We start from the raw sequence: 24,090 nt of genomic DNA on the forward strand, positions 1-24,090 counted from the left end.
TTTTTTATTTTAGATAATTGCTAATCTTCTTTCTCAGATAATTTCTTTTCCAATTCAAGCTGAAATTCTTCAATAACAGGTTTCATAGTGCTTTCTGGGATGTCTGCAATTCTAATATACATTAAACCGTCAATTGCATTGTTGAATAAAGGATCGACGTTAAAAGCAACAACTCTTGCATTTTGTTTGATGTATTTCTTAATCAAAACGGGCAAACGTAAATTTCCTGGTTCTAATTCGTCAATGATTTTGTCAAATTTATTCAAATCAGATTCTGCTTCGTCGAAGATGAAATCTTTATCAGCATCTTTTAGTTTTACTTTATATGCTTTCTTCGGGTGAATGTACTGCGCAATATACGGATCGTAATAGTTTGATTTCATAAATTCAATCATCAACGATTTAGAGAATTCTGAAAACTGATTGCTGATACTTACACCACCAACTAAATATTTATGTTCTGGATTACGCAAAGTGGTATGAATAATACCTTTCCATAATAAGAACAATGGCATTGGTTTTTGCTGGTATTCTTTTACGATAAATGCGCGACCCATTTCGATCGATTTGTGCATCATATCGTGAAGTTCCGGTTCAAATCTGAAAAGATCTGTCAAATAAAAACCTTCAATTCCGTATTTTGGATAGATTTCAGAACCTAATCCCATACGGTATGCTCCAGCGATTTTTTTGGTTTCATCATCCCATAAAAACATATGGTGATAGTATTGATCGTATTCATCTAAGTCAATAGATTCGTTTGTTCCTTCACCAACTTCACGGAAAGTGATTTCGCGAAGACGACCAATTTCATGTAAAATGTTCGGAATTTCTTTTGCGCTGGCAAAGAAAACCTCATAGTTTTTACTTTGTAAAAATCTGCTATCACTGTTTCTTAAAGCTTGAACTTCATCAATTAATTTTGATTCGTTGGCTGCGGTCACAATTTTTTTAGGAGTTTTTGTGATTTTAAGACTTGCAGTTGCAGTGTCAATCAGTTTGGTGTCCTTTTCAAAAGGATTGGCCAACATATAGGTTTTCTTTCTTAAGAATTCTGAGTATTCTTCAAAAGATTCAATTTCATTTTGCTCGTTAACAGAAATAGGTTTTCCGATACGAACTTTAATCACGCGATCTTTCTGTGTCAAAAGTTCAGAAGGAAGTTTTGCCGTTCTTAAAGTATCGTCAATTTTAGAAAGCCAATAGAATAATTTACTGTTTTTAGCGTGAAAATAAATTGGAACAACAGGAACTTTTGCTTTTCTGATAAGTTTCAGCGCACCTTCTTCCCAAGGTTTGTCCACTACCAATTTTCCATCTTTATAAGTCGAAACTTCACCAGCAGGGAAAATTCCCAAAGGTTTTCCATCACTTAAGTGACGTAACGTTTCTTTAATACCAATTACGCTCGATTTTGCATCCTTATGATTTTCAAAAGGATTAACCGGCATAATGTATTTTTTCATCGGAACAATTCTGTGTAACAGGAAATTGGCAATGATTTTGAAATTTGGCTCTCTTTCAAGCATCAATTTCAAAAGTAAGATTCCATCAATTCCACCAAGCGGATGATTGGAAATGGTAATATACGCGCCATCTTTTGGCAAACGCTTTAAATCTTCTTCAGGGATTTCAAATTTGATTTCCATCTCATCCAAAATTCCATTCAAAAAGTCTAGGTCTGTCAAGTGTTTATTACGATCGTAAATTTTATTAAGGGTTGAGATCTTAAGAACCTTCATAAGAATCCAGCCAGAAAAAGTACCGAAAACGCCGTACTTTTCAACATTTATTGCCTTTGCAACTTCTTTCGCGGTAACTAAACCCATGTACTACTTTTAATTTATTAGAACAGCGAACAAAGATAACAAAAAAGTCTACTTTTCATTGTTTCCAAGACAAACTTTGCACTTTTTTATTACATTTGAAATCCTAAAAAAATCACTGATGAAAATTATTTCTTATAATGTAAACGGAATTAGAGCGGCAATAAACAAGGGTTTTATTGAGTGGCTAAAGCAAGCAAATCCTGATGTTATCTGCCTTCAGGAAATAAAAGCTACACAAGATCAGATTCCTGTAGACGATATTACTGCTGCGGGTTATCCGTTTCAATATTATTATCCTGCAACCAAAAAAGGCTACAGTGGAGTGGCTATTTTGTCTAAAACCAAACCAAACAATATTGTGTACGGAACAGGAATTCATCATATGGATTTTGAAGGCCGAAATCTTCGTGCTGATTTTGACGATGTTTCTGTGATGAGTTTGTATCTTCCGTCTGGAACAAACATTGAAAGATTGGATCATAAGTTTATGTTCATGGATGATTTTCAGAATTATATCGATGAATTGAAAAAAACTATTCCGAACCTGATTATATGTGGCGATTATAATATCTGTCACGAAGCGATTGATATTCACGATCCTGTTCGTAATAAAACAGTTTCTGGATTTCTTCCGGCCGAGCGCGCGTGGCTAGATGCTTTTATGAAATCTGGATTTATTGATAGTTTCCGTCATTTTAATAAAGAACCACATCATTATTCTTGGTGGAGTTACCGCGCAGGAGCAAGAGGAAACAACAAAGGTTGGCGTATCGATTACAATCTGGTGAGCAATGCGTTAGAAAACAGGTTGAAAAGAGCTGTTATACTACCAGATGCTATGCATTCAGATCATTGCCCGATTTTAGTTGAAATTGATTAATTTTTGGTACTGTTCTTGCTGAGAGTATCTCGGTTTAAAAAAGGATTGGAATTTAGAATTCCCGAAATTGCTTTTTAGACGAAAAAACATTTATTAAACGCCCCAGAAATAAAAACAAAGAAAGATGATTAAAAAAGCCTCCATCGGATTGCTGGCATTAGCCTTGTCCACGACGTCTTGTGTTTCAAAGAAAATTTACAATGACTTAGAAACAAAGTATTCAGATTTGAAAAAAGAAAATCGTTCAATTACGGATGAAAATGAAAATCTGAAGAAAGCAAAAAATCAATTAGAGTTAGATCGTGATAAACTGACTAAAGATTTGGCCAGTACTAAAGATGAGTTGGCAAAACAAAAAGCTGATCTAGCGGCTGAACAAAAGAAATATAAAGTTCTTCAGGATTCTTATAATGCATTGGAGAAAAACAGCAACGATGCATTAGAGAAAAACTTGGCTAAAAACCGTGAATTGTTAGCGCAATTAGAAGCAAAAGGTAAAGCTCTTGCTGATGAACAAGCTCGTTTAGACAAAACAGCAAATCGTCTAAAAGAATTGGAAGATATGATTGCTGCGAAAGAAGAAGCAATGCGTAAATTGAAAGAAACTTTATCTAAAGCCTTAACAGGTTTTGAAGGTAAAGGTTTGACAGTGGAACATAAAAACGGAAAAGTATATGTTTCTATGGAAAACAAATTGCTTTTCAACTCAGGAAGCTGGGCCGTTGGATCTGAAGGAAAGAGAGCTGTTGTTGAACTTGGAAAAGTTTTAGGTGACAATCCGGATCTTTCTGTTTTAATCGAAGGACATACAGATGACGATCCGTATGCAGGTTCTGGACCAATTGCAAACAACTGGGATTTATCTACCAAAAGAGCAACTGCAATTGTAGCGATTTTAAGTGAAAACCCAAAAATCAATAAACAAAAACTAACAGCAGCAGGAAGAAGCGAATTCTCTCCTTTGGCAAGCAACGCAACACCAGAAGGAAAAGCTAAAAACCGTAGAATCGAAATCATCTTGACGCCAAGATTGGATGAGATTGCTGAGATGCTTAATAGCATAAATTAAAGGTTCAAAGTGACAAAGGCTCAAAGGTTTTTACTTTTGAGCCTTTTTTTAAATCCCAAATTCCAATTTTTCAAAGTGTTTGGAATTTGGGATTTCATTATTGGAATTTAAATTTTTGTAACTTTGGTTTCTATAAATTAAGAATTATGGGACTTCCAGAATTAAAAGAGAAGATAAAAAATCAATTAGATTTGGCTGATGAAAGAGTTCTGCGAATTGTTTCTTCAGTATTTGATAATTATTTAAATGAAGTAGTTTCATACGACGCGAAAGGGAATCCTGTGACATTGACTGATTATCATAATAAAGTGGAAGAAGGTTTAGAGGATATAAAATACAATCGAACAATTTCAAGTGAAGATTTATCAAAAGAAATGAAAGATTGGGATAATGAATAAACCAGCAGTTTTTTGGTCAGAAAATGCGAAGTTAGATTTGAAAGAAATTTATTTTGAGCTCAAAAGTAAATATTCGAAGGAAACTGCATTGAAAGTGAGAGAAGAGTTATTTAATAATGCAAATAGTATCGTTTTTGCTGAACAATTTCAACTTGATGAATATAGAATCGATTGTCATCGAATTGTCGTCAGAAATTTTAAAATTCTCTATCAAGTCAAAGATGATCCTGTATTCATTGTTAGAATTTTCAATACATTTCAAAATCCATTAAAAAGTTTAAAATAAACAGAGGTTCAAAGGTTTTACTTTTGAGCCTTTTTTTTATCCTATCAGGGCTGCAAAATCTTGTACTTTTTTTAACCTTTCTCATTTTTCGATTTGAACAATGCCTTTGTACCTTTGTCTCTTTGCAACTTTGAACCTAAAGAAAAAAATGAAATACACTACATTACCTAACACCGATATAAAAGTTAGTAAAATCTGTCTTGGAACGATGACTTTCGGACAGCAGAATACAGAATCAGAAGGACACCAACAAATGGATTATGCTCTTGAAAGAGGAGTGAATTTCTTTGATACAGCCGAAATGTATTCGGTTCCGGCAAGCGAAGCGACTTACGGAAGCACAGAAAAAATTATTGGAACCTGGTTTAAGAAATCAGGAAACAGAGATAAGGTTATTTTAGCATCTAAAATCGCAGGTCCAAATCCGAATTTTGGATACATGCGTGAAAAACTGGATTTTTCCCCTGCAAGTATTAAATATGCAGTTGAAAACAGTTTGAAAAGATTGCAAACCGATTATATCGATTTATATCAAATGCACTGGCCAGAAAGAAAAACGAATAACTTCGGACAGCGCGCTTTTCATGGACATGATGATGTTTGGGAAGATAACTTCAGAGAAATTTTGGAAACGTTCGACGGATTAATCAAAGAAGGGAAAATCAAACATATTGGAGTTTCAAATGAAAATGCTTGGGGAATGATGCGTCTTTTGGAAGAAAGCAAATACAATAATTTACCAAGAATCAAAACTGTTCAAAATCCATATTCTTTATTGAACCGTTTGTTTGAAGTAAATTCTGCCGAAGTTTCTAAATACGAAAATGTTGGTTTGCTAGGATATTCTCCTTTAGCTTTCGGAGTTTTGACTGGAAAATTCTTGACAGGAGAAAGTCATCCAAAAGCCAGAGTAAACCTTTTTCCGCAATACAAACGTTACAATAGCGATCAATGTACCGAAGCGACAAAATTGTATCAGGAAATCGCTAAAAAACATGGTTTAACGCTAACACAATTGGCAATGGGATTTGTTTTGCAACAGCCGTTCTTAACCAGTGCGATTATTGGCGCTACAACATTGGAACAATTAAAAGAAAACATCGACACAATAGATATTGTACTTTCTAAACAAATATTAGCAGAAATTGATGCAGTTCAAGCTATAATTCCAGATCCTGCTCCTTAAATTTAGGAAATAGAATAAAAGCAAAATCCCGATAATATTTAGTTGTCGGGATTTTTTTTGGAATAAGAATTAATAATACATCACCAATAAAATTTTCTTTTTAGAATTATCAATCAGTTTTTCGAGAACGCCAAAGAACTTTTCGTTTACCATTGGACATCCCAAACTGTTGCAAATTGGATAAGGTTGTTCTTCAAAAGGAATGTCGACATACTTGTGAAGTACAATGTTTCGGTCAAAAGCATTACTGTTGGTTTTGTCGAGACCATGCAATTTATAGGCTTTTCCAAATGTCCCCACATAAGAACCACCGATTGAATATTTACCCAGCGAACTGCAATTAGAATTTTTGACATTGCTGAATTTTAGTTCACCTTTAATTCCTGTCTCCGAACCAGAACCATGTCCGACCAAACCTTTATTCAGCACTTTTTTGTTTTTCAAATCATAAATAAAAAACCGATTTCTTCCTGATTCTATCTTCATATCTAAAAAAAAGGCAACATCTGAATTGTATTTTGGAGATTTCCCCAAGAAGCTCCTCACTTCAGCTATTTCAGTTTTTAATTTCTCTTCATAAGAATAAATCGGTTTTGAATTTTTAGTATGTATTGTTTTCTCTTTTTTATTTTCACAGCTTAAACAGAGAAGCGGAATCACTGAAAAGAGAAGAAATAAGATTTTCTTTTTCATCTGGATTCTTATTTTTCAACAGTATACCCTTTTACTTTAGCAAAAGCCAGAATAGAAGAATTTATTGTGTTTCCTAAATCATCTTGCTTTTTGGTCTTTTTAGATTCGGTGTCAATATATTCCTGACGTTTTTTGGCTAAAACACTGATTTCTTTCTGAATCGTTTCTCTTTCTTTTTTCTTTTCGTTTACAATGGCCTGAATTTCGGCAGTAGATTTGTTTTTAAGTTCTGCTGGTAATTCTTCTTTTTGGATTTTTGAAATTGCTCCAGCATCATCTTTTACTTTATCAACCAAGTCCCAACTATCATTTTTGTAAACGGCTTTTGATTTACTCACTGCACGATCGGTATAATTAGAAGCTGAAACTTTTTTGGCATTCTGATCTTGCATGACCTGATTCATTTTTTTCTCAGCTCCTTTTGCACCATAATTGATGTAAGTTTTATTCATTTTTTCATCGCATTTTGCAATTTCATCGTCATAAGGAGTAGCGATGTATTCAACAGCTCTGTCAGAATCAATATTGAAATACTTTCCTTTTCCGCGATCTGCTCCATCTTTCCAAAGAATATTGATGCCTTCAGTTTTATTGCCACAGAAAATAGTATTCACATAAATATTATTTTTTAAAGCATTGCTGATGGCTTCTTTGTAACTGATTGTTCCTTGATTGAATTCTTCATTTCCTGCAATATAGATGAGTTTCATATTGCTGTTTTCTGTTGCCCACTTCAATTCTTTGGTTGCATCTTGAATAACGGCTCCGCAATATTCGCTTCCGCCGTTAGTTCTTAGGGCGAATAATTTCTCCGAAATTAAATCCAAATCGGTTGATAAAGGTGTAACTTGTCTGATGTAATTTGATTTTACAGATAAACCATCATTCCCATATTCGTATAAAGCAATTTCAATATCAGGCGTTTTTCCATCGTATTTTAAAGTAGTCAATGTGTTTACAATATTCCATAATCTTGATTTCGCCTGATCGATTAAACCATCCATACTGCTCGAAGTGTCTAGCAAAAGAGCAACTTGTATTTTGGTATTGGAAATTGTTGCCGGTTTTTCGATTTCAGTTTTTTTTATTGGTTTTGCATTTGATGAATTACAGCTTACAAAAGAAATTGCTACTACCAAAAGTGCTGTTATTAAAAGATTTGATTTCATAATTTTAGTTTTTAATTGGATGATTATAGACCAAACTTAAAAACTAAAAAGGCCTATTTTTCAGACAAATGGTGAAACAGTGTTTTGACTTGGTGAAACTGGTTGTAAAAGGATTGTAAAATACTTTACTTTACATTGTTGTTTTTGAAGACTATAGAATTACAATTATGAGATATTTACTATTGAAGTTTATGCTTTCTTTATTTCTATTGCTATTAATTCCTGTGGAAATGATAGCGCAAGAAGCTCCTGCACAAAAAATCGAAAAAAAGAGTAAAGCCAAAATCAGCAAGACAGCTGATGAATTATCTAAATCATTGGATGAAAACGATGAATCGAAAATCGCTCTGAATTACGAAAAATTAGCCAATGAATTTTTGAATAAAGGTGATAATGTTAAAGCAGAAGAATATTTTAAAAGAGCTTTAAGCAGTTATACCAAACTAAAACTGACTGAGGATAAAACTCGCGTGATTAGAAGTCTGGCCAAAGTTCAGGAAAACCAGAAAAATTTTGATTCGGCTATAAAAAATTATGAAAAAGCTGGTTCGTTGACCAAAGATGCCTCTGAAGAAAAAATTAATTTAAATGATGCCAACCGACTTAAAAATCAATCTAATCCAGCAAGTCAGACCGATTATTTAAATTCTAATATTGAATTGCTGAAAAAAGAAAGCAGAAAAAGCGAAGTTAAAGAGGCTTACATACAAAAAGCACAAAACTCATTACAGTTAAAAGATAAGAATGTTGCGATTGAGAGTTACAATAAGGCTTTGGATTATGCAAAAGATAAACCAGACGAGGTTGTAAGAATCAAAAATGAAATTGCCAAGGTGTATGCAGAACAAAATAAGTTTGATGAAGCTTTTTTGATTACTAAAAAAATATTGGAGGAGGCGAGAAAAAAGAAAAATTACACTTCCGAAATAAAACAACTACAATCTTTAGCATCGCTTTATTTTGAAAAGAAAGAACCTGAAAATGCCATTTCTTCATTAAAAGCAGCTTATAATTTATCCTTTCAAAAAGGAAATTCAACCGAAGCCAGAAAGAGTTTATCCTCCTTAATTAAATATTATAAAACCAAAGGAGAAGACAAAGAAAGCATGGCTTTGTACGAACAGTTTTTTGATAATTTCGAGCAGTTAATCAAATCCGATACGACTTTAATTGATGCCAAAACTTTTCAGGTTACAGAAGACAAAATTCGTCAGTTGGAAAAAGAAAAGGTTTTAAAAGATGAATTGATTTCCAAGAAAAACACGTTCAATTATTTCTTGTTAGGATCTATTGGTTTGTTGTTGCTTTTGTTCTTCTTCATTGTAAAAGCTTGGTATTCCATTAGAATCAAAAACAAAGAAATTGCTTTACAATCTTTGCGTCGTGAAATGAATCCGCATTTTATTTTTAATAGTTTGAACAGCGTCAATCAATTTATTGCAGAAAATAAAGAATTGGAGGCCAACAAATACCTGACTTCTTATTCAAATCTAATGCGAAATACAATGGAAAATTCGAATAAAGATTTTATTTCGTTGGATAAAGAAGTGGAACATTTAAAAAAATACCTGGATTTAGAACATATGCGTTTTCAGGATAAATTCGATTTTGAAATTGTGGTAGATGATTTGCTAGATACCGAAAGAGTTTTTGTTCCGAATATGATTATGCAGCCTCATCTGGAAAATGCAATTTGGCACGGATTGCGTTATTTGGATAAAAAAGGGTTTCTGTCTTTAAGATTTGATTTTAAAAATGGAAAAATAATCGTGACTATTGAAGACAACGGAATTGGTTTGACCAAAAGTCGTGAACTCAAAACCACCAATCAGAAAATCTACGAATCACGTGGTTTAAATAATACAAAAGAGAGAATTGATCTTTTGAATGAATTATATAAAAAAGATATTTCGTTTACAATTTCAGAAAAAGAAGGAGAAGAAAAAGGAACTATTGTTGAAATTGTTTTCCCATTAATTGACAAAATATGATGACTTTGCAGAAAATTAAAAGTGTAATTGTCGAAGATGAATTGGCAGCGCGAGAAGTGCTTAAAAATTACTTGAGCAAATATTGTCCGCAAGTTGAGGTTGTCGGTGAAGCGCAGAATATCAAAGAAGCTGTTCCGTTATTGCATGAAATAAAACCGCAATTGGTTTTTCTAGATGTCGAAATGCCTTTCGGAAACGCCTTTGATGTTTTGGAAGCCTGTAAAGATTTACATTTTGAAACCATATTTGTAACCGCTTTTTCTGAATATTCTTTGAAAGCCTTAAATCAAAGTGCAGCTTATTATTTATTGAAACCGATTAGTATAGAAGAATTGATAGTTGCGGTCAATAAAGTGCATCATCAAATCGTAAACCATGAAATTTTCAATAGAAATAAAATTATTGTTCAAAATTTTCATGAACAAAAACCGGAGAAACAACAAGTAATTTTACCAACTTTAGAAGGTTTTGAAGTTGTAAAGATGGAAGAAATTGTACGTCTAAGAGGTAATGGAAATTTCACCGATTTATACCTTAACAACGGAAGTAAAAAAATGGTTTGTCGTTTTTTAAAGCATTTTTCAGAAATTCTTCCTTTGCCTTTTATTCGGGTTCATAAATCGCATATGATCAACATTAATTGCGTAAAATCATATAACAAAGGTGGAATTGTCACACTAAACGATGGAACTGAAATTGAAGTTTCGCCAACTTATAAAGAGGATTTTTTGAAGAATTTTAAATAGTTTTTTTTGCCACAAAGGCGCAAAGGCGCAAAGTTTTTTTATTAAAGCATATTTAATTGCTCGCAAAGACGCAGAGTCGCAAAGTTTTATTTACTAAAAGCAAAAAAAAAGTTTCACGCAGATTTTATAAGATTTGGACAGATTTTTTTTGAAATCATCTGCAGAATCTGCTTAAATCTTATAAAATCTGCGTGAAATAAAAACTTTGCGACTCTGCGTCTTTGCGAGATTAAAAAAATCTTAGTGTCTTAGCGCCTTCGTGGCAAAACATTACAAATCAAATTCATCATCAACAGCCAATGAATCTGCTTTTATAGCTGTAGAATCTGGTACTTTAATTTTTATAAATGAACGGGCATTTCCTGAAATGTAAACGGGTAATATACCTGTTGTGTCTTCAGGAACTAAAAGCCCTCTTCTGAACATTAAATTCTTCAAGAACTTTTGATTTTTTATAGCATAATCTTTCAAATTTCCTTGATCGTTAAACTGATACATGAATTTTCTAGGCTTTGGAATAATGGTTGCCAAGTATAAACATTCATCAACATTTAAATCGGCTGGATTTTTTTGAAAATAGAAATGACTTGCTTCGCCAATTCCGTAAACGTTTGGTCCCCATTCAATAATATTGAAATATACTTCCAACATTCTTTCTTTGCTTACAATTCGGTTGTTTTCTAAAATGTAAACCAATAAAATTTCTTCCAGCTTTCGCGAAAGCGTTTTTTCACGAGTTAAGAAGACATTTTTAATCAACTGCATACTGATTGTGCTGGCGCCGCGAGAGAATTTCTTCGTTCGAATGTTTTTAAGAATCGATTGTTTAAAAGCTTCATTTATAAATCCGCGATGTGAGAAGAATGACGGATCTTCTGTCGTTAAAACCGATTTTCTTAAATAAGGAGAAATTTGATCTAACGGAGTATAGTTTGGATTGGCATTTCCAACCAAAACTGGTCTTTGTAATACATTTTGAATTATGGCACGATAGACAAATTCGCCGTTTAGCTTATTTAAATCGGCTTCGCCATATTTTGTGATTCGTAAATCTTCTTTATTTAATTTACTATCAAAAACAAGTGTATTTGGCTTGTTTTTATTGAATTTGAAATCCAATTTGTAATCGAAGTTTCCAGTCGCCTGCATGCCTTGAAAATGCGTAAACAAACCATCTGGAAGCGAAACGATAAAATCCTGCGCTTTCATTTTTGGAATATCCATTTTCAAAGTATAAATGGTGTCTTTTTCGGTATCGTACGAAATATAGGGACGAACTTTAATTTTATTCAATTGCATAGTTGAAGTACTGTCAATCGAAATAAAGCTATCTCCTAGTAAAAAGCGATAATCAAAACGAGCATTTTTGATGACTACGTCTTTGCTGGCAATTTTAGGGTGATTGATAGTCAGATTGGCAATAGAAGTATAACCGTCAATATGCAATTCACTGCCGCTTTTGTCAATGTTTTGAACATTCAAACGAATCGAATCAAAACTTGCTTTTAAGTTATAACGCTGATCCAAATACGGAACTCGAATAGCGCCAGTATCTAAATTGAAAAAACGAATATCTGCCTTTTTATTTCTTGGATCAGCAAAACCTTTGATGTTCCAGCGCTGATCAAAATCTTTTGCCTGAACATGAAGATTGGTTTCTAATTGTTTATTGTTTAAAACCAGTTTGTCTACATCAACAGTAGTTAATTTGTCATTATCATTGATTTTGAATTTGAAGTTTTTCAAATCCATATCGGTTGGCACCAAATTCAATACTTTCGAAATAATTCTGTAGGCAAAAGCAGCGTATTTACGTTTTTCGTTAGAATCAGTTTCTTCTCGATCTCTTTTTAGAAAAGCATCAAAATTCCTTTTTTTACCTTTTTTAACCAGTTGAATGTAACCGTTATCAATTTTTAAAGTTCCAACTTGAACATCTCCAATTAGTAAATTGCTTAAACTGATGCTGGTTTCTACATTTTTTATTTTGCAAAGTGTATCAGCATTTATAGGAGCCAAAACAACATCTGTCAAATGTATGGTAGACAAACCATCAAAAGAAGCCGATTTTACAGAGAAATTACTGTTGTATTCGACAGCCATTTTGTGGGTGACTTTTGCAATGGCTTGTTTTAAAAGGGAATCCCGAAAATAGTAAAGTGCGATGCAAAGCAAAACCACTATTATTCCTAGTACTTTTAATGCTTTGTATATTTTTTGTTTTGGAAAATTCATAGAGTTTAGTTTTTTGCCGCGAATTACACTAATTTCTCGAATTAAGCTTCGGGCGAATAAAATTCATTAAAAAAATAAAAATTAGTGCAAATTAGTGTAATTCGGGGCTAAAATAAAATCAACCAAAAAGAATGCTCGCAACATCTTCAATTTTAGCAACCAATTCAATCTTAATTCCTGTATTTTTTAAAGCAATTTTGTTGTATTTGGAAACAAAGATAGTATCAAATCCTAGTTTTTCGGCTTCTTGAATGCGCTGATCCACACGATTTACAGGACGAATTTCTCCCGAAAGTCCGACTTCACCAGCAAAACAAAAACCTTTCCCAACAGGAATATCTTCATTTGATGATAAAATCGCGGCTACAACAGCCAAATCAATTGCAGGATCATCGACAGAAATTCCTCCTGTAACATTTAGGAAAACGTCTTTTGCGCCTAAACGAAATCCGGCTCTTTTTTCTAAAACAGCCAAAATCATGTTTAATCTTTTGGCATTATAACCCGTTGTACTTCGTTGAGGTGTTCCATAAACTGCAGTGCTTACCAAAGATTGAATTTCAATCATCAACGGACGCATGCCTTCAAGAGTTGTGGCAATTGCAGTTCCAGATAATTCTTCGTCTTTGTGTGAAATCAATATTTCAGACGGATTATTAACTTCGCGTAAACCGCTTCCGAGCATTTCATAGATTCCTAATTCGGCGGTCGATCCAAAACGGTTTTTCAGTGAACGCAAAATGCGATAGACATGATTTCGATCGCCTTCAAATTGTAAAACAGTATCAACCATATGCTCCAAAATTTTTGGACCGGCAATATTCCCGTCTTTGGTAATATGCCCAATTAAAATTACAGGGATATTACTTTCTTTGGCGAACTTTATCAATTCGGCAGTAGTTTCTCGAATTTGAGAAATACTTCCTGCAGTAGATTCGATATAATCGGTATGCAAAGTCTGAATCGAGTCAATAATGACTACTTCAGGCTGAATGGTTTCAATTTGTTTGAAAATATTCTGTGTTTTGGTTTCGGTCAGAATGTAGCAATTATCACTGTTTGGCGTAATTCTTTCTGCACGCATTTTTATTTGCTTCTGACTTTCTTCGCCCGAAACATATAATGTTTTATAAGGTAACTTTAATGAAACTTGAAGTAAAAGTGTGCTTTTTCCGATTCCAGGTTCTCCTCCTAAAAGTGTTAGTGATCCAGGAACAAGTCCGCCACCTAAAACACGATTTAATTCGCTGTCAGTGGTGTCCATTCGAACTTCCTGAGCAGAATCAATTTCGTTAATTTTTAAAGGTCTTGGTGCTTTTCCTACTGGAGTAGCTTCACTTTTCCAGGCTACTTTTTCCTGTTTCTGGATGATTTCCTCAGCAATCGTATTCCATTCTTTGCAGGCATTGCATTGCCCTTGCCACTTAGAGTACTGGGTTCCGCAATTTTGACAAAAAAAGGAAGTTTTAACTTTTGACATTATTTACTTTTTTTTAGCAAGTGTATTCATTTCGTCAATTTTCTCATACATCATATCTTTATTCAAATCACCAATTGGCTCCATTTGCGAAGCGTTTTGATATTTTTTTGATGCGTGTTTAGGATCACCTTGTTTTTCATACATTAATCCCAATTCATATTCTCCCAACATGGCTTTCGGATAATTTACATTTCCTATTTCGGCCATTTTCCCTAGTTCGCTGTAGGCGTTTCTTTTTAAAATAAGATTTTCAACTACTTTAAAATCGCTCATTCGAACGGGAATCTGAACGCCTAAAACTTCAGACATGTCAGCGTATTTTTTTTCTAAATATTCTGCATAGCCTTCTTGAAGAACCGCAATTTTGTCATTGTATTCGGCAGAATTTATAGGTCGGTATGCTTCAAAAATCTGGTACAACGCACTTGGAATAGAATGCAATACTTCTGTATAATGCGTAGCGCCCTTAAAAACATCATATTTATAATTCACTAACGGATTATTAGCGATTTTAATATTACTGTTTAATTTTTCAATCGGTTCTTTTATCTTTTTAATATCACCTTCTCCTGCAGAAAGGTAATAGAAAACTGGTTTTTTTATTTTAGCAAATTTTTCAGCAATACGCACTTCCATCTTTGGAGCAAGTTCTGGACTTAAGCAGATGTATGCATTAAAAAGCGGAATTTCTTTATATAAATAAAAATTAGCAAAACTTGCTGTTATATCATGACCTGCAATAAGTCTGAAAGGCGAGGTGCGATATTTTTTTTCAATATATGGGACTAATTCTGATCCAATGAATTCGAAAAACTTGGAACCTTTTTCAAAAGGAAGTCCTTCGTTCTGATCAATTGTAGTATCATCAAAACGTTCCCCATCTTTATTTTGATGAATTCCGATGATGATCATTTCTGGAATATCATCCCAATACGAACCATAGCTTACTGCTCCAGAAAAAGGATCAAATAAGTAATCTCCATCCAATAAATAAAGAACAGGATATTTTTTGTCTTTGTTGGCTTCGTAAGAAGGAGGCAGTCCAATTGTGATTCTACGTTCTTCTCCGAGTTTTTCAGATTTGATGTTATCGAACGTTTTTTGGGCAAACGACGAAAATGAAATTAAAAAAAATAGTAGGTAAACTTTTTTCATGATTTGTGGCATTTCAGTGAATTAAAAAGTATTAAAAATAGTGTAGCAATATACTATTTTATTTGCTTCTTTGTTAATTGGGGTTAAAATTGAAGCACAGTGTTTTATCGCCAAAATCATTTCTGATTTAGACAAAAGAGGAATTCTTTGTTCAAAAAAGTGCTTTTGACAAAGAAAGTAAAATCTTAAAAAATAAGAAAGATTAGGTTAGCGAATTATCATTTTCGTTAGGGAAAATAATCCACGGTTTGAAGGTTTTTGCTTCTTCAAAATCCAAGGTTGCATAAGAAATGATAATGATGATATCATCTTTTTGAACTTTTCTTGCTGCAGGACCATTCAACGTGATTTCGCCTGAATTTTTTTCACCTTTAATAGCGTACGTTTCAAAACGCTCACCATTATTAATGTTTACAATAGATACTTTTTCGCCTTCAATAATGTTTGAAGCTTCTAGTAAAGTTTCATCAATAGTAATGCTGCCAATATAATTTAAATCGGCTCCCGTTACTTTAACGCGATGAATTTTTGATTTTATAACTTGAATTTGCATGCTGCAAAGTTAGATTAATTTAATGAAATGGTGTCAATCAGTCTTATAGAATTAACAAATACTGCTATAAATGCGCGATATTTTTTGTCATTCTCTTTTTGATCGATGGGTAAAAGTGTAGATTCGTCAGCAATAACAAAATACTCCAGTTCAAACGTTGGGTTGTCTTTGAAAGAATTTTCTACAAATTCAAGAGTTTCTTGTGGACTTTGATTCTGAAAAATCTCTTTTGCTTCGGTTAAAGTTTTATAAATAATCGATGCGTCTTTTCTTTCTTCAGCTGTTAAACGTTCGTTTCGAGAACTCATTGCCAGTTGATTGTCTTCTCTAAAAATGGGACAGCCAACAACATTTACAGGTAAATTATTCTTTTCGACTAATTTTTTAACAATTTGAAGTTGCTGAAAATCTTTTTCTCCAAAATAAGCATTCGTTGGAGTTACAATTTCAAAAAGACGTTTTACGATGGTTCCAACTCCGTTAAAATGTCCAGGTCTAAATTTTCCTTCCATTTGATTTTCTAATCCATCGAAATCAAAAGTTTGCGAAACCGTATTTCCTTCATAGATATCTTCGACAGAAGGAGCGTATAAAATGATTTTATCACTTAATGTACGCATTTTCTTAATATCTTCTTCAAGAGTTCTCGGATATTTTGCTAAATCTTCAGGATTGTTAAATTGAGTTGGATTGACAAAAATGCTTACAACTGTATCGTCGTTTTCTTTTAGTGAACGCTGCATTAAAGCCAAATGTCCTTGGTGTAAAGCGCCCATTGTTGGTACAAATCCAATAGTTGAATTTGCGGTTTTGATAGTTTTAATATAGGCTATCAAAGCTGCTTTACTGTAGAAAATGTGCATTGAGGTATTATTAAAATTTAGTGCAAACATAATATATTAGTTATAAACTGCATAAATTTTTGTAATTTTGCGACGTTTTTATTACCAAAATTAAGTAAAATACTATTATGAAAGATAAGAGGATATTATATGTATCATCTGAAGTCGTGCCTTATTTGGCTGAAAATGAGGTTTCTTTAATGTCTTATGACGTTCCGAAAATGATTAACGACCAAGGTGGTCAGATAAGAATTTTCATGCCAAGATATGGGAATATCAATGAGAGAAGACATCAATTACACGAAGTGATCAGACTTTCAGGGATGAATTTGGTAGTGAATGACTTAGATATGCCTTTAATTATTAAAGTAGCATCAATTCCGAAAGAGCGAATTCAGGTTTACTTTATTGATAATGATGAATATTTTAAACGTAAAGCAACTTTCGCGGATGAAGAAGGTGCTTTATATCCTGATAATGACGAAAGAGCAATTTTCTTTGCTAAAGGTGTTGTGGAAACAGTGAAAAAATTAAACTGGGTTCCGGATATCATTCACGTTCATGGATGGTTGGCAGCGATGCTTCCAATTTACATGAAACACTACTACAAACATGAAGCATTGTTTTCTGAAACCAAAATCATTACCTCTGTTTACGGACAGTCTTTTGATGAAAATCTGGATTTAGAAATGATAAATAAAGTTAAATTTGATGGCGTTCCTCACGAAGCTGTCTCAGATTTAGAAGTGCCAAATTACGAGAACGTTTTAAAAGCGAGCATCTTGCATTCTGATGGAGTTATTATTGCGTCAGAAAATGTTTCTCCAAGTTTAACAAAATTTATAGAATCTTCAGGAAAACCTTTTTTACCTTTCGCCACGAAAGATGCATTTGCTGACGCTTATACAAATTTCTACAGAACGTTTGGACTTTAAATTTTAACTTTATTATAAAACATGTATAATACTTCTTTTATTAAGAAAATTCTTTTAGCTTTAATTGTTGTTTTTTTATATTCATGCGACAAAGATTTTAATGCAATTGGTGATGGTTTAGTTGGAGATGATCATTTTGGGCTTGAGCCAGAAGATTATAGTGTTATAGCTTTTAATCAGGAAGTTACACCAGTTCAGTCAAATACTATGGCTGTAAATGCATTGGGTATTTATGATAATCCTGTTTTTGGTACTACAACGGCTAATTTTGTAACGCAATTAGGTCTTGCAACTTATGCTCCTACAATTGGGGAATCTCCAGTGATAGAAAGTGCAATACTTACGATTCCGTATCTTATTAAAAGCAAAACAACAGCCTCAGACGGAAATAGTACGTATGTCTTAGATTCTATTTACGGAGATGCAAATGGAAAGCTTAAATTAAGTGTATACGAGTCAAAGATGCAGATGAGAAACAGTTATTTTAGTGGTGGTACGCAATTGCCTCAGTTGTATTATACAGATCAAAATAATGAGTTTTTTGGCATTAAGGGTGATTTACGATTAAACGACTCGATAAAAAATGGAGTTAATGTAGATGATAGTTTCTTTTTTGATCCGAATGAAATCAGAGTCGATAAGACTGACGATAAAGGTGTAAAAACAACTGAAAGAACAGCTCCTCAGATGGTTCTGAAGCTTAATAATGGTTTTTTTCAGGATAAAATATTAAAAGCTGAGGCATCCAAATTGTCTACAGAAGCTCTTTTTCAGGAATATTTCAGAGGATTGTACTTTATGGTTGAAAAATCAGGAAGTTCTCCTAGTAATATGGCTTTACTTGATTTTACTAAAGGTGTAATTACTATTAAATATAAAGCTAAAACAGCCTTGACGACTGATGCTCCTGAAACTACAGAAGATAAAGAGATTTTGATAAATTTTAAAAGTGGTGAGGTTGGCGGAGTTGCTAGCACAGCCAATTTTCTTCAGGATGCTAAAGAAGCTACTTATCAAAGTGCTTTGACCAGTGCTAATAGTGTTGAAGGTGATGATAAACTTTATCTAAAAGGTGGGCAGGGATCTTTGGCTATTATCCGTCTTAATGAATTTGCTGCACAACTGGAAACGATAAGAAAGAGTAATTGGAAAGTCAACGAAGCAAATCTTATTTTTTACATTGATACTGAAAAGATGGCTAATACTAAAGAGCCACAAAGAGTTTATTTATATGATTTGACGAATAATACTGTTTTGTTGGATTATTCTAGTGACGGAACTGTTCTTGGGGGAGGAATTACTCTTGATTCTAATAAAAAAGGAAAGTATTATAAGTTGAAAGTTACAAATCATATTCGTAATCTTATAAAAGATACAACAGCAAAAAATGTTGATTTAGGGTTGGTTGTTTCTCAAAGTACGCCAACAACTTTGCTTAATGCGTTGAAGAATAGGATTCAAATTAATACGAATCCAATTGAATATTTTTCTACAGTACCGAGATCGTCGGTTCTGAGTCCTTTAGGTACGGTTTTATACGGTGGAAAAGCTTCTGCAGGTGATAAAAAAGTAAAACTTCAGGTCTACTACACGAAACCAAATTAATAATTATATATGTGTGGAATTGTTGGATATATCGGTCATAGAGACGCATATCCTATTGTGATCAAGGGCTTAAAGCGTCTTGAATACAGAGGTTATGATAGTGCCGGTGTTATGCTGTATGACGAAGAGTCGGGCATAAAGTTGTGTAAAACGAAGGGTAAAGTTTCGGATCTTGAAGCCAAAGCAACTGAAGGTTTTACGACAAACGGAAATATTGGAATTGGGCATACGCGTTGGGCAACACATGGTGTTCCAAACGATGTGAATTCGCATCCTCATCTTTCAAACTCTGGAGATTTGGTAATTATCCATAACGGAATTATTGAAAATTATGCTCCTTTAAAAGAAGAGTTGATCAAAAGAGGCTACACTTTTAAATCGGATACAGATACAGAAGTTTTAGTTAATTTAATAGAAGAAGTTCAAAAGAAAGAAAATATTAAATTAGGTAAAGCTGTTCAGGTTGCACTTAACCAAGTAGTTGGCGCATATGCTATTGCTGTTTTTGATAAAAAGAATCCAAACGAACTTGTGGCGGCAAGATTAGGAAGTCCGTTGGCAATTGGTGTTGGAGAAGGCGAGTATTTTGTTGCTTCTGATGCGTCACCATTTATAGAATACACTTCAAATGCAGTGTATTTAGAAGATGGTGAAATGGCAAATATCAGATTGCATAAGCCAATCAAAATTAGAAAAATTAAAGATGACTCTTTAGTGGATCCTTATATTCAGGAACTTCAAATGAACTTGGAGCAGATTGAAAAAGGTGGTTATGATCATTTCATGCTAAAAGAAATCTACGAACAGCCAAGTGTTATTAAAGATACTTACAGAGGAAGGCTTCATGCAAATGAGGGAATCGTTCAAATGGCTGGAGTTGAAGATAATCTAGAGAAATTCTTAAATGCAAAACGTATTCTAATTGTAGCTTGTGGAACTTCATGGCACGCAGGTTTGGTTGCAGAATATATTTTTGAAGAATTTACACGTATTCCAGTCGAAGTAGAATATGCTTCTGAATTTAGATACAGAAATCCAATTATCAATAAAGATGATGTTGTTATTGCTATTTCGCAATCTGGTGAGACTGCAGATACTATGGCGGCTATCAAACTGGCAAAAGAAAACGGAGCATTTGTATTTGGTGTTTGTAACGTAGTTGGTTCTTCTATTTCAAGAGAAAGTCATGCAGGTGCTTATACGCACGCTGGACCTGAAATTGGAGTAGCCTCTACAAAAGCGTTTACTACTCAAATCACTGTTTTGACAATGATTGCTTTGAAATTAGGAAAAGCAAAAGGAACGTTGTCGAATACAGATTTCCATACTTATCTTCAGGAATTAGAAGTTATTCCGGAAAAAGTTGCTGAAGCATTAGAAACTAATGATAAAGCAAAAGAAATTGCTGCCGCTTTTAAAGATTCGCCAAACTGTCTTTATTTAGGTAGAGGGTATAATTTCCCGGTTGCTTTAGAAGGTGCTTTAAAGTTAAAAGAGATCTCTTATATTCATGCAGAAGGTTATCCAGCTGCTGAAATGAAACACGGTCCAATTGCTTTGATTGATGAGCATATGCCAGTTATTGTGATTGCTCCTAAACAAGGACATTACGATAAGATTGTAAGTAACATTCAGGAAATTAAATCAAGAAGTGGTAAAATTATCGCTGTAGTTACAAAAGGTGATATTCAGGTTCGTGAATTAGCTGATTATGTAATCGAAATTCCAGAAACTTCAGATGCGTTGTCTCCATTAGTGACAACAATTCCGTTACAATTATTGTCTTATTACATTGCTGTAATGAGAGGTTGTAATGTGGATCAACCACGTAACTTAGCAAAGTCAGTTACGGTAGAATAGATTTTTTTTAAATACAAATAATGTTAAAAAAGCGAGATTTAGGTCTCGCTTTTTTTTATTGTCAGAATTTTTTTTTCGGATATGTATTTTTATGAATTTTTCAATTTTTTGATAAAAATTTATATGTATGCATAGTATATTGGTTTTTCTTCTTGTTTTCTTTGATTTTAGTTTAAGAAATTCAATTAACAAATAGTTAAAATATTGTAAAAAATGATGCTAAATATTAATTTTATTTAACGTTTTTTTATGTGTATTAAAATATTTGCTTATTTTGGCTATATATACTAACGAAAAAACTAACCCAAATGAGAGTCTACTTGCTAATTATGTTGTTGTTCAGCGGAATATCTTTTGCGCAGAATACAATAACAGGTTCGGTTACAGATGGTAACAAACAATCTATTCCTGGTGCTAATGTTGTTGTTGTCGGAGAAAATAGTGGTGCATCTACTGATTTCGACGGATCGTTCAAATTGACTACCAATGCTAAATTGCCTTTTTCTATAAAGGTTTCTGCGGTTGGATTCGAGTCAAAAACGATTAATGTTACTGCCGCAAATCAAAAAGTGAATGTAATTTTAAAAGATGAAGAGACTAAATTGGATGAAATCGTAGTCTCTGCTTCCAGAACTCCAGAAAGAGTTTTGGAATCTCCTGTAACTATTGAAAGGATGGGTATTCAGGAGATCAAAAGAACCGCTTCTCCTTCTTTTTACGATGGTTTGGAGAATATGAAAGAGGTGCAGATGAATACTAGTAGTATGTCTTTCAAATCAATCAATACAAGGGGGTTTGCTACTGTGGCTAATACTCGTTTCATGCAGTTGGTTGATGGTATGGATAATTCTTCTCCATTATTGAATTTCGTTTTAGGGAATATGATAGGTGTTTCTGAAATTGATGTTCAGAGTGTAGAGCTTCTTCCAGGTGCTTCTTCTGCTTTATATGGTGCAAATGCATTTAACGGAATTTTATTTATGACCAGTAAAAGTCCGTTTACCAATCAAGGAATTTCTACTTATTTTAAATATGGTGTGACATCGCAAGAAGCTGCTGGAACAAATGGGTATTATGATTTTGGAATTCGTTTCGCTCATGCTTTCAATAAGTATTTTGCTGCTAAAGCTAACTTTACTTATATGGAAGCTACAGATTGGTATGCGACAAATTATGATGATAAAACCAGAGCAGGTATCGATAGAACAAATCCTAGTTATGACGGTATAAATGTTTATGGTGATGAGGCTTCTACGAATATTAAAGGAGTAGGTTTGAGGTTGGAAGCGTTAGGTATAATTCCTGTTGGAGCTTCTAATTTACTTCCAAATTCTACAGTTAGTAGAACAGGATATAATGAAATCGATTTAACAGATAATAAAGCCGCTAATACAAAAATTGACTTTTCTTTCCACGGTAGACCTTTTGGGGATGAAAGATTGGAGATTATTTGGCAAAGTAAATTTGGTACTGGTAATGCGGTTTATCAAGGAGCAAATAGATATTATTTGAATAACTTTTTTATGCAGCAGCATAAGTTAGAGTTCAAAGGAAAAAACTTTTTCGTAAGAGGGTACACGACTTCAGAAAGTGGAGGGCAGTCTTATGATATGATTTTTACAGGTATTAATGTAAATAGAAAATGGAAAGACGATAATACTTGGTTTGGTCAATATGCTGGAGCTTATATTCAAGGAACTTTGGCAGGGATGACACCAGATCAAGCGCATGCAGCTGCAAGATCTACTGCAGATACTGGGCGTTTCTTGCCAGGTACACCAGAATTCAAAAATGCATTTAATCAAGTTATTAGCGAGGCAGATGTTCTTTCGGGTTCAAGATTGGTAGATAACTCAAAAATTTATCATTCAGATGCTAATTATAATTTCAAGGATCAAATAAAATTTGCTGAAATTCAAGTTGGGGGTTCGTTTAGAGCTTATGAGTTGAATTCGCATGGTAGAATTTATACAGATGCAAATGGACCTATTAATTATAATGAATATGGTGCTTATGCTCAATTAATGAAAAAATTCTTAGATGACAGATTGAAATTTACAGGATCTCTTCGTTATGATAAATCTAAAAACTTTGATGGTAATTTCTCGCCACGTTTATCTTTGGTTTATTCAGGTGGAGAAAAAAGAAATCACAATTTCAGAGGATCTTTTCAAACAGGTTTTAGAAATCCTTCAACTCAAGATCAATACATCGGATTTAATATTGGAAGCGCAGTGTTGATTGGTTCTGCTCCGGATAACTTAACAAGATTTAGCGAGACATTTAATTTAAGCGCAGAAGGTCAGTCTTACAGTAACGGAAACGCTACTAAAGATATGACGGGTGTTGATGCTTATAATAATTCCTATATAGCAAGTTCTGTGAATGCATTTTCAGCTATGGCGGGAAGTAATCCAATTGCGGCGGCGGCTTTGTTGAAAAAATCAAGAGCAAACTTAGTAAAACCTGAAGAGGTAAAAGCTTTTGAAGTTGGATATCGATCTGTTTTTGAAGGTACGTCGATAGATCTTAATGGATATTATAATATTTATAATAATTTCATTGGTACTTTAAATGTGATTTCTCCTTATTATGGAACAGCACAGGATAATCCGAATCTTGCAGCTGGGACGACAGATGCAGGAGTGCAGTCTGTAAGGGCTATTCAAAACGGAGAATATAGAGTATATCAATTGTATACAAACTCTGATGTAGAAATACATTCGTTAGGATTTGGAGTTGGACTTTCTAGAAAAGTAATTGCTGATTTCGAATTGGGGCTTAACTATAATTATGCTCAATTTGATTTCGATCAAGACAAAGATCCAAGTTTTGAAGCTGGATTTAATACGCCAAAACATAGAGTTAAAATGTCAATTGGAAACGATAAATTATTCAAAAATTTCGGTTTCAGTGTTAGCGGAAGATGGAATAGTGAATATTTATGGCAAGCTGGTTTTGCTGATGGTATGATTAAGTCTGCAACTGTAATAGATGCTCAGATTAATTACGGAATTCCAAAATTAAAATCGGTTTTAAAATTAGGAGCTGCTAATATTGGTGGTAAAGAATACTATCAAGTTATTGGAGCTGGATTAATTGGTCAGCAGTATTTTGCTTCTTGGACTATCAATCCGTAATTAAATTAGTAACGCTAAGTCAAATTCATATTGATGTT

At 33.5% G+C, this 24,090-nt stretch carries 19 protein-coding genes; 11 read left to right on the forward strand and 8 right to left on the reverse strand.

From position 1 onward, the window contains the following. Window positions 1-20: 20 nt before the first annotated feature. Window positions 21-1,829, reverse strand: coding sequence for a GNAT family N-acyltransferase (locus NQQ59_RS20000; RefSeq protein WP_144216749.1), 1,809 nt, complete (start codon window positions 1,827-1,829; stop codon window positions 21-23). A gap of 118 nt (window positions 1,830-1,947) precedes the next feature. On the opposite strand from NQQ59_RS20000, the gene NQQ59_RS20005 reads away from it, so the two are divergent. From NQQ59_RS20005 to NQQ59_RS20025, 5 genes are all read left to right on the forward strand, one after another. Continuing rightward, a complete protein-coding gene (locus NQQ59_RS20005) occupies window positions 1,948-2,709 on the forward strand; it encodes an exodeoxyribonuclease III (protein ID WP_144216751.1) in 762 nt (253 codons plus the stop codon). A 124-nt stretch (window positions 2,710-2,833) separates the two neighbouring features. Then, entirely contained in the window at window positions 2,834-3,778 is a 945-nt protein-coding gene (locus NQQ59_RS20010; protein ID WP_144216753.1) for an OmpA/MotB family protein, read from the forward strand. A gap of 146 nt (window positions 3,779-3,924) precedes the next feature. Continuing rightward, window positions 3,925-4,176, forward strand: a complete 252-nt coding sequence (locus tag NQQ59_RS20015) for a hypothetical protein (RefSeq protein ID WP_144216755.1) — start codon at window positions 3,925-3,927, stop codon at window positions 4,174-4,176. Then, the gene (locus NQQ59_RS20020; RefSeq protein WP_144216757.1) at window positions 4,169-4,462 is read left to right on the forward strand and encodes a type II toxin-antitoxin system RelE/ParE family toxin; all 294 of its coding nucleotides are present in this window, start codon (window positions 4,169-4,171) and stop codon (window positions 4,460-4,462) included. The genes NQQ59_RS20015 and NQQ59_RS20020 overlap by 8 nt, the downstream gene beginning before the upstream one ends. 148 nt (window positions 4,463-4,610) lie before the next feature. Beyond that, the gene (locus NQQ59_RS20025; protein WP_144216759.1) at window positions 4,611-5,648 is read left to right on the forward strand and encodes an aldo/keto reductase; all 1,038 of its coding nucleotides are present in this window, start codon (window positions 4,611-4,613) and stop codon (window positions 5,646-5,648) included. A gap of 69 nt (window positions 5,649-5,717) precedes the next feature. On the opposite strand, the gene NQQ59_RS20030 is transcribed toward NQQ59_RS20025, so the two are convergent. Both NQQ59_RS20030 and NQQ59_RS20035 read right to left on the reverse strand, forming a co-directional pair. Next, complete coding sequence (locus tag NQQ59_RS20030) at window positions 5,718-6,341, reverse strand: murein L,D-transpeptidase catalytic domain-containing protein (protein WP_144216761.1); 624 nt, start codon at window positions 6,339-6,341, stop codon at window positions 5,718-5,720. A gap of 8 nt (window positions 6,342-6,349) precedes the next feature. Beyond that, window positions 6,350-7,510: a vWA domain-containing protein gene (locus tag NQQ59_RS20035; RefSeq protein WP_144216763.1), complete on the reverse strand. Its 1,161-nt coding sequence runs from the start codon at window positions 7,508-7,510 to the stop codon at window positions 6,350-6,352. Window positions 7,511-7,677: 167 nt separating this feature from the next. Between NQQ59_RS20035 and NQQ59_RS20040 the strand changes: the two genes are divergently transcribed. Then, on the forward strand, window positions 7,678-9,501 hold the full coding sequence (locus NQQ59_RS20040; protein ID WP_144216765.1) for a tetratricopeptide repeat-containing sensor histidine kinase: 1,824 nt from the start codon (window positions 7,678-7,680) through the stop codon (window positions 9,499-9,501). Continuing rightward, window positions 9,501-10,247, forward strand: coding sequence for a LytR/AlgR family response regulator transcription factor (locus tag NQQ59_RS20045; protein WP_222104911.1), 747 nt, complete (start codon window positions 9,501-9,503; stop codon window positions 10,245-10,247). Before NQQ59_RS20040 ends, NQQ59_RS20045 begins: the two co-directional genes overlap by 1 nt. Before the next feature lie 270 nt (window positions 10,248-10,517). Here the strand turns inward: NQQ59_RS20045 and NQQ59_RS20050 are convergent, their stop codons facing one another. The 5 genes from NQQ59_RS20050 to panC all read right to left on the reverse strand — a co-directional run bounded on the left by NQQ59_RS20050 (window position 10,518) and on the right by panC (window position 16,563). Then, entirely contained in the window at window positions 10,518-12,482 is a 1,965-nt protein-coding gene (locus NQQ59_RS20050; RefSeq protein WP_144216769.1) for a transglycosylase domain-containing protein, read from the reverse strand. A 118-nt stretch (window positions 12,483-12,600) separates the two neighbouring features. Further along, a complete protein-coding gene (radA, locus tag NQQ59_RS20055) occupies window positions 12,601-13,962 on the reverse strand; it encodes a DNA repair protein RadA (RefSeq protein WP_144216771.1) in 1,362 nt (453 codons plus the stop codon). A gap of 3 nt (window positions 13,963-13,965) precedes the next feature. Then, entirely contained in the window at window positions 13,966-15,117 is a 1,152-nt protein-coding gene (locus NQQ59_RS20060; protein WP_144216773.1) for an alpha/beta hydrolase, read from the reverse strand. A gap of 202 nt (window positions 15,118-15,319) precedes the next feature. Beyond that, window positions 15,320-15,670: an aspartate 1-decarboxylase gene (gene panD, locus NQQ59_RS20065; protein WP_008465481.1), complete on the reverse strand. Its 351-nt coding sequence runs from the start codon at window positions 15,668-15,670 to the stop codon at window positions 15,320-15,322. Window positions 15,671-15,684: 14 nt separating this feature from the next. Further along, window positions 15,685-16,563, reverse strand: a complete 879-nt coding sequence (gene panC, locus NQQ59_RS20070) for a pantoate--beta-alanine ligase (protein ID WP_144216775.1) — start codon at window positions 16,561-16,563, stop codon at window positions 15,685-15,687. 77 nt (window positions 16,564-16,640) lie between these two features. On the opposite strand from panC, the gene NQQ59_RS20075 reads away from it, so the two are divergent. The 4 genes from NQQ59_RS20075 (at window position 16,641) to NQQ59_RS20090 (ending at window position 24,052) form a co-directional block, all read left to right on the forward strand. Further along, entirely contained in the window at window positions 16,641-17,447 is an 807-nt protein-coding gene (locus tag NQQ59_RS20075; RefSeq protein ID WP_144216777.1) for a glycogen/starch synthase, read from the forward strand. A gap of 21 nt (window positions 17,448-17,468) precedes the next feature. Then, complete coding sequence (locus tag NQQ59_RS20080; protein ID WP_144216779.1) at window positions 17,469-19,052, forward strand: DUF4270 domain-containing protein; 1,584 nt, start codon at window positions 17,469-17,471, stop codon at window positions 19,050-19,052. 9 nt (window positions 19,053-19,061) lie between these two features. Next, on the forward strand, window positions 19,062-20,912 hold the full coding sequence (gene glmS, locus NQQ59_RS20085) for a glutamine--fructose-6-phosphate transaminase (isomerizing) (protein ID WP_144216781.1): 1,851 nt from the start codon (window positions 19,062-19,064) through the stop codon (window positions 20,910-20,912). Window positions 20,913-21,220: 308 nt separating this feature from the next. Beyond that, window positions 21,221-24,052 carry a TonB-dependent receptor domain-containing protein gene (locus NQQ59_RS20090; RefSeq protein ID WP_144216783.1) on the forward strand — a complete coding sequence of 944 codons (2,832 nt, stop codon included), beginning with the start codon at window positions 21,221-21,223 and terminating at the stop codon, window positions 24,050-24,052. The last annotated feature ends 38 nt before the right edge of the window (window positions 24,053-24,090 follow it).

Origin of the sequence: Flavobacterium panacis, from assembly GCF_024649945.1 — a bacterium.
Classification (GTDB): Bacteria; Bacteroidota; Bacteroidia; order Flavobacteriales; family Flavobacteriaceae; genus Flavobacterium; species Flavobacterium panacis.

What these genes read in the sequence shown, in the direction of transcription:
- NQQ59_RS20060 (WP_144216773.1), bottom strand. Translation starts at nt 15,117, where the DNA reads ATGAAAAAAGTTTACCTACTATTTTTTTTAATTTCATTTTCGTCGTTT.
- NQQ59_RS20000 (WP_144216749.1), bottom strand. Translation starts at nt 1,829, where the DNA reads ATGGGTTTAGTTACCGCGAAAGAAGTTGCAAAGGCAATAAATGTTGAA.
- NQQ59_RS20045 (WP_222104911.1), top strand. Translation starts at nt 9,501, where the DNA reads ATGACTTTGCAGAAAATTAAAAGTGTAATTGTCGAAGATGAATTGGCA.
- NQQ59_RS20020 (WP_144216757.1), top strand. Translation starts at nt 4,169, where the DNA reads ATGAATAAACCAGCAGTTTTTTGGTCAGAAAATGCGAAGTTAGATTTG.
- NQQ59_RS20010 (WP_144216753.1), top strand. Translation starts at nt 2,834, where the DNA reads ATGATTAAAAAAGCCTCCATCGGATTGCTGGCATTAGCCTTGTCCACG.
- panD (WP_008465481.1), bottom strand. Translation starts at nt 15,670, where the DNA reads ATGCAAATTCAAGTTATAAAATCAAAAATTCATCGCGTTAAAGTAACG.
- NQQ59_RS20075 (WP_144216777.1), top strand. Translation starts at nt 16,641, where the DNA reads ATGAAAGATAAGAGGATATTATATGTATCATCTGAAGTCGTGCCTTAT.
- NQQ59_RS20080 (WP_144216779.1), top strand. Translation starts at nt 17,469, where the DNA reads ATGTATAATACTTCTTTTATTAAGAAAATTCTTTTAGCTTTAATTGTT.
- NQQ59_RS20050 (WP_144216769.1), bottom strand. Translation starts at nt 12,482, where the DNA reads ATGAATTTTCCAAAACAAAAAATATACAAAGCATTAAAAGTACTAGGA.
- NQQ59_RS20040 (WP_144216765.1), top strand. Translation starts at nt 7,678, where the DNA reads ATGAGATATTTACTATTGAAGTTTATGCTTTCTTTATTTCTATTGCTA.
- NQQ59_RS20030 (WP_144216761.1), bottom strand. Translation starts at nt 6,341, where the DNA reads ATGAAAAAGAAAATCTTATTTCTTCTCTTTTCAGTGATTCCGCTTCTC.
- NQQ59_RS20035 (WP_144216763.1), bottom strand. Translation starts at nt 7,510, where the DNA reads ATGAAATCAAATCTTTTAATAACAGCACTTTTGGTAGTAGCAATTTCT.
- glmS (WP_144216781.1), top strand. Translation starts at nt 19,062, where the DNA reads ATGTGTGGAATTGTTGGATATATCGGTCATAGAGACGCATATCCTATT.
- NQQ59_RS20015 (WP_144216755.1), top strand. Translation starts at nt 3,925, where the DNA reads ATGGGACTTCCAGAATTAAAAGAGAAGATAAAAAATCAATTAGATTTG.
- radA (WP_144216771.1), bottom strand. Translation starts at nt 13,962, where the DNA reads ATGTCAAAAGTTAAAACTTCCTTTTTTTGTCAAAATTGCGGAACCCAG.
- NQQ59_RS20025 (WP_144216759.1), top strand. Translation starts at nt 4,611, where the DNA reads ATGAAATACACTACATTACCTAACACCGATATAAAAGTTAGTAAAATC.
- NQQ59_RS20090 (WP_144216783.1), top strand. Translation starts at nt 21,221, where the DNA reads ATGAGAGTCTACTTGCTAATTATGTTGTTGTTCAGCGGAATATCTTTT.
- panC (WP_144216775.1), bottom strand. Translation starts at nt 16,563, where the DNA reads ATGTTTGCACTAAATTTTAATAATACCTCAATGCACATTTTCTACAGT.
- NQQ59_RS20005 (WP_144216751.1), top strand. Translation starts at nt 1,948, where the DNA reads ATGAAAATTATTTCTTATAATGTAAACGGAATTAGAGCGGCAATAAAC.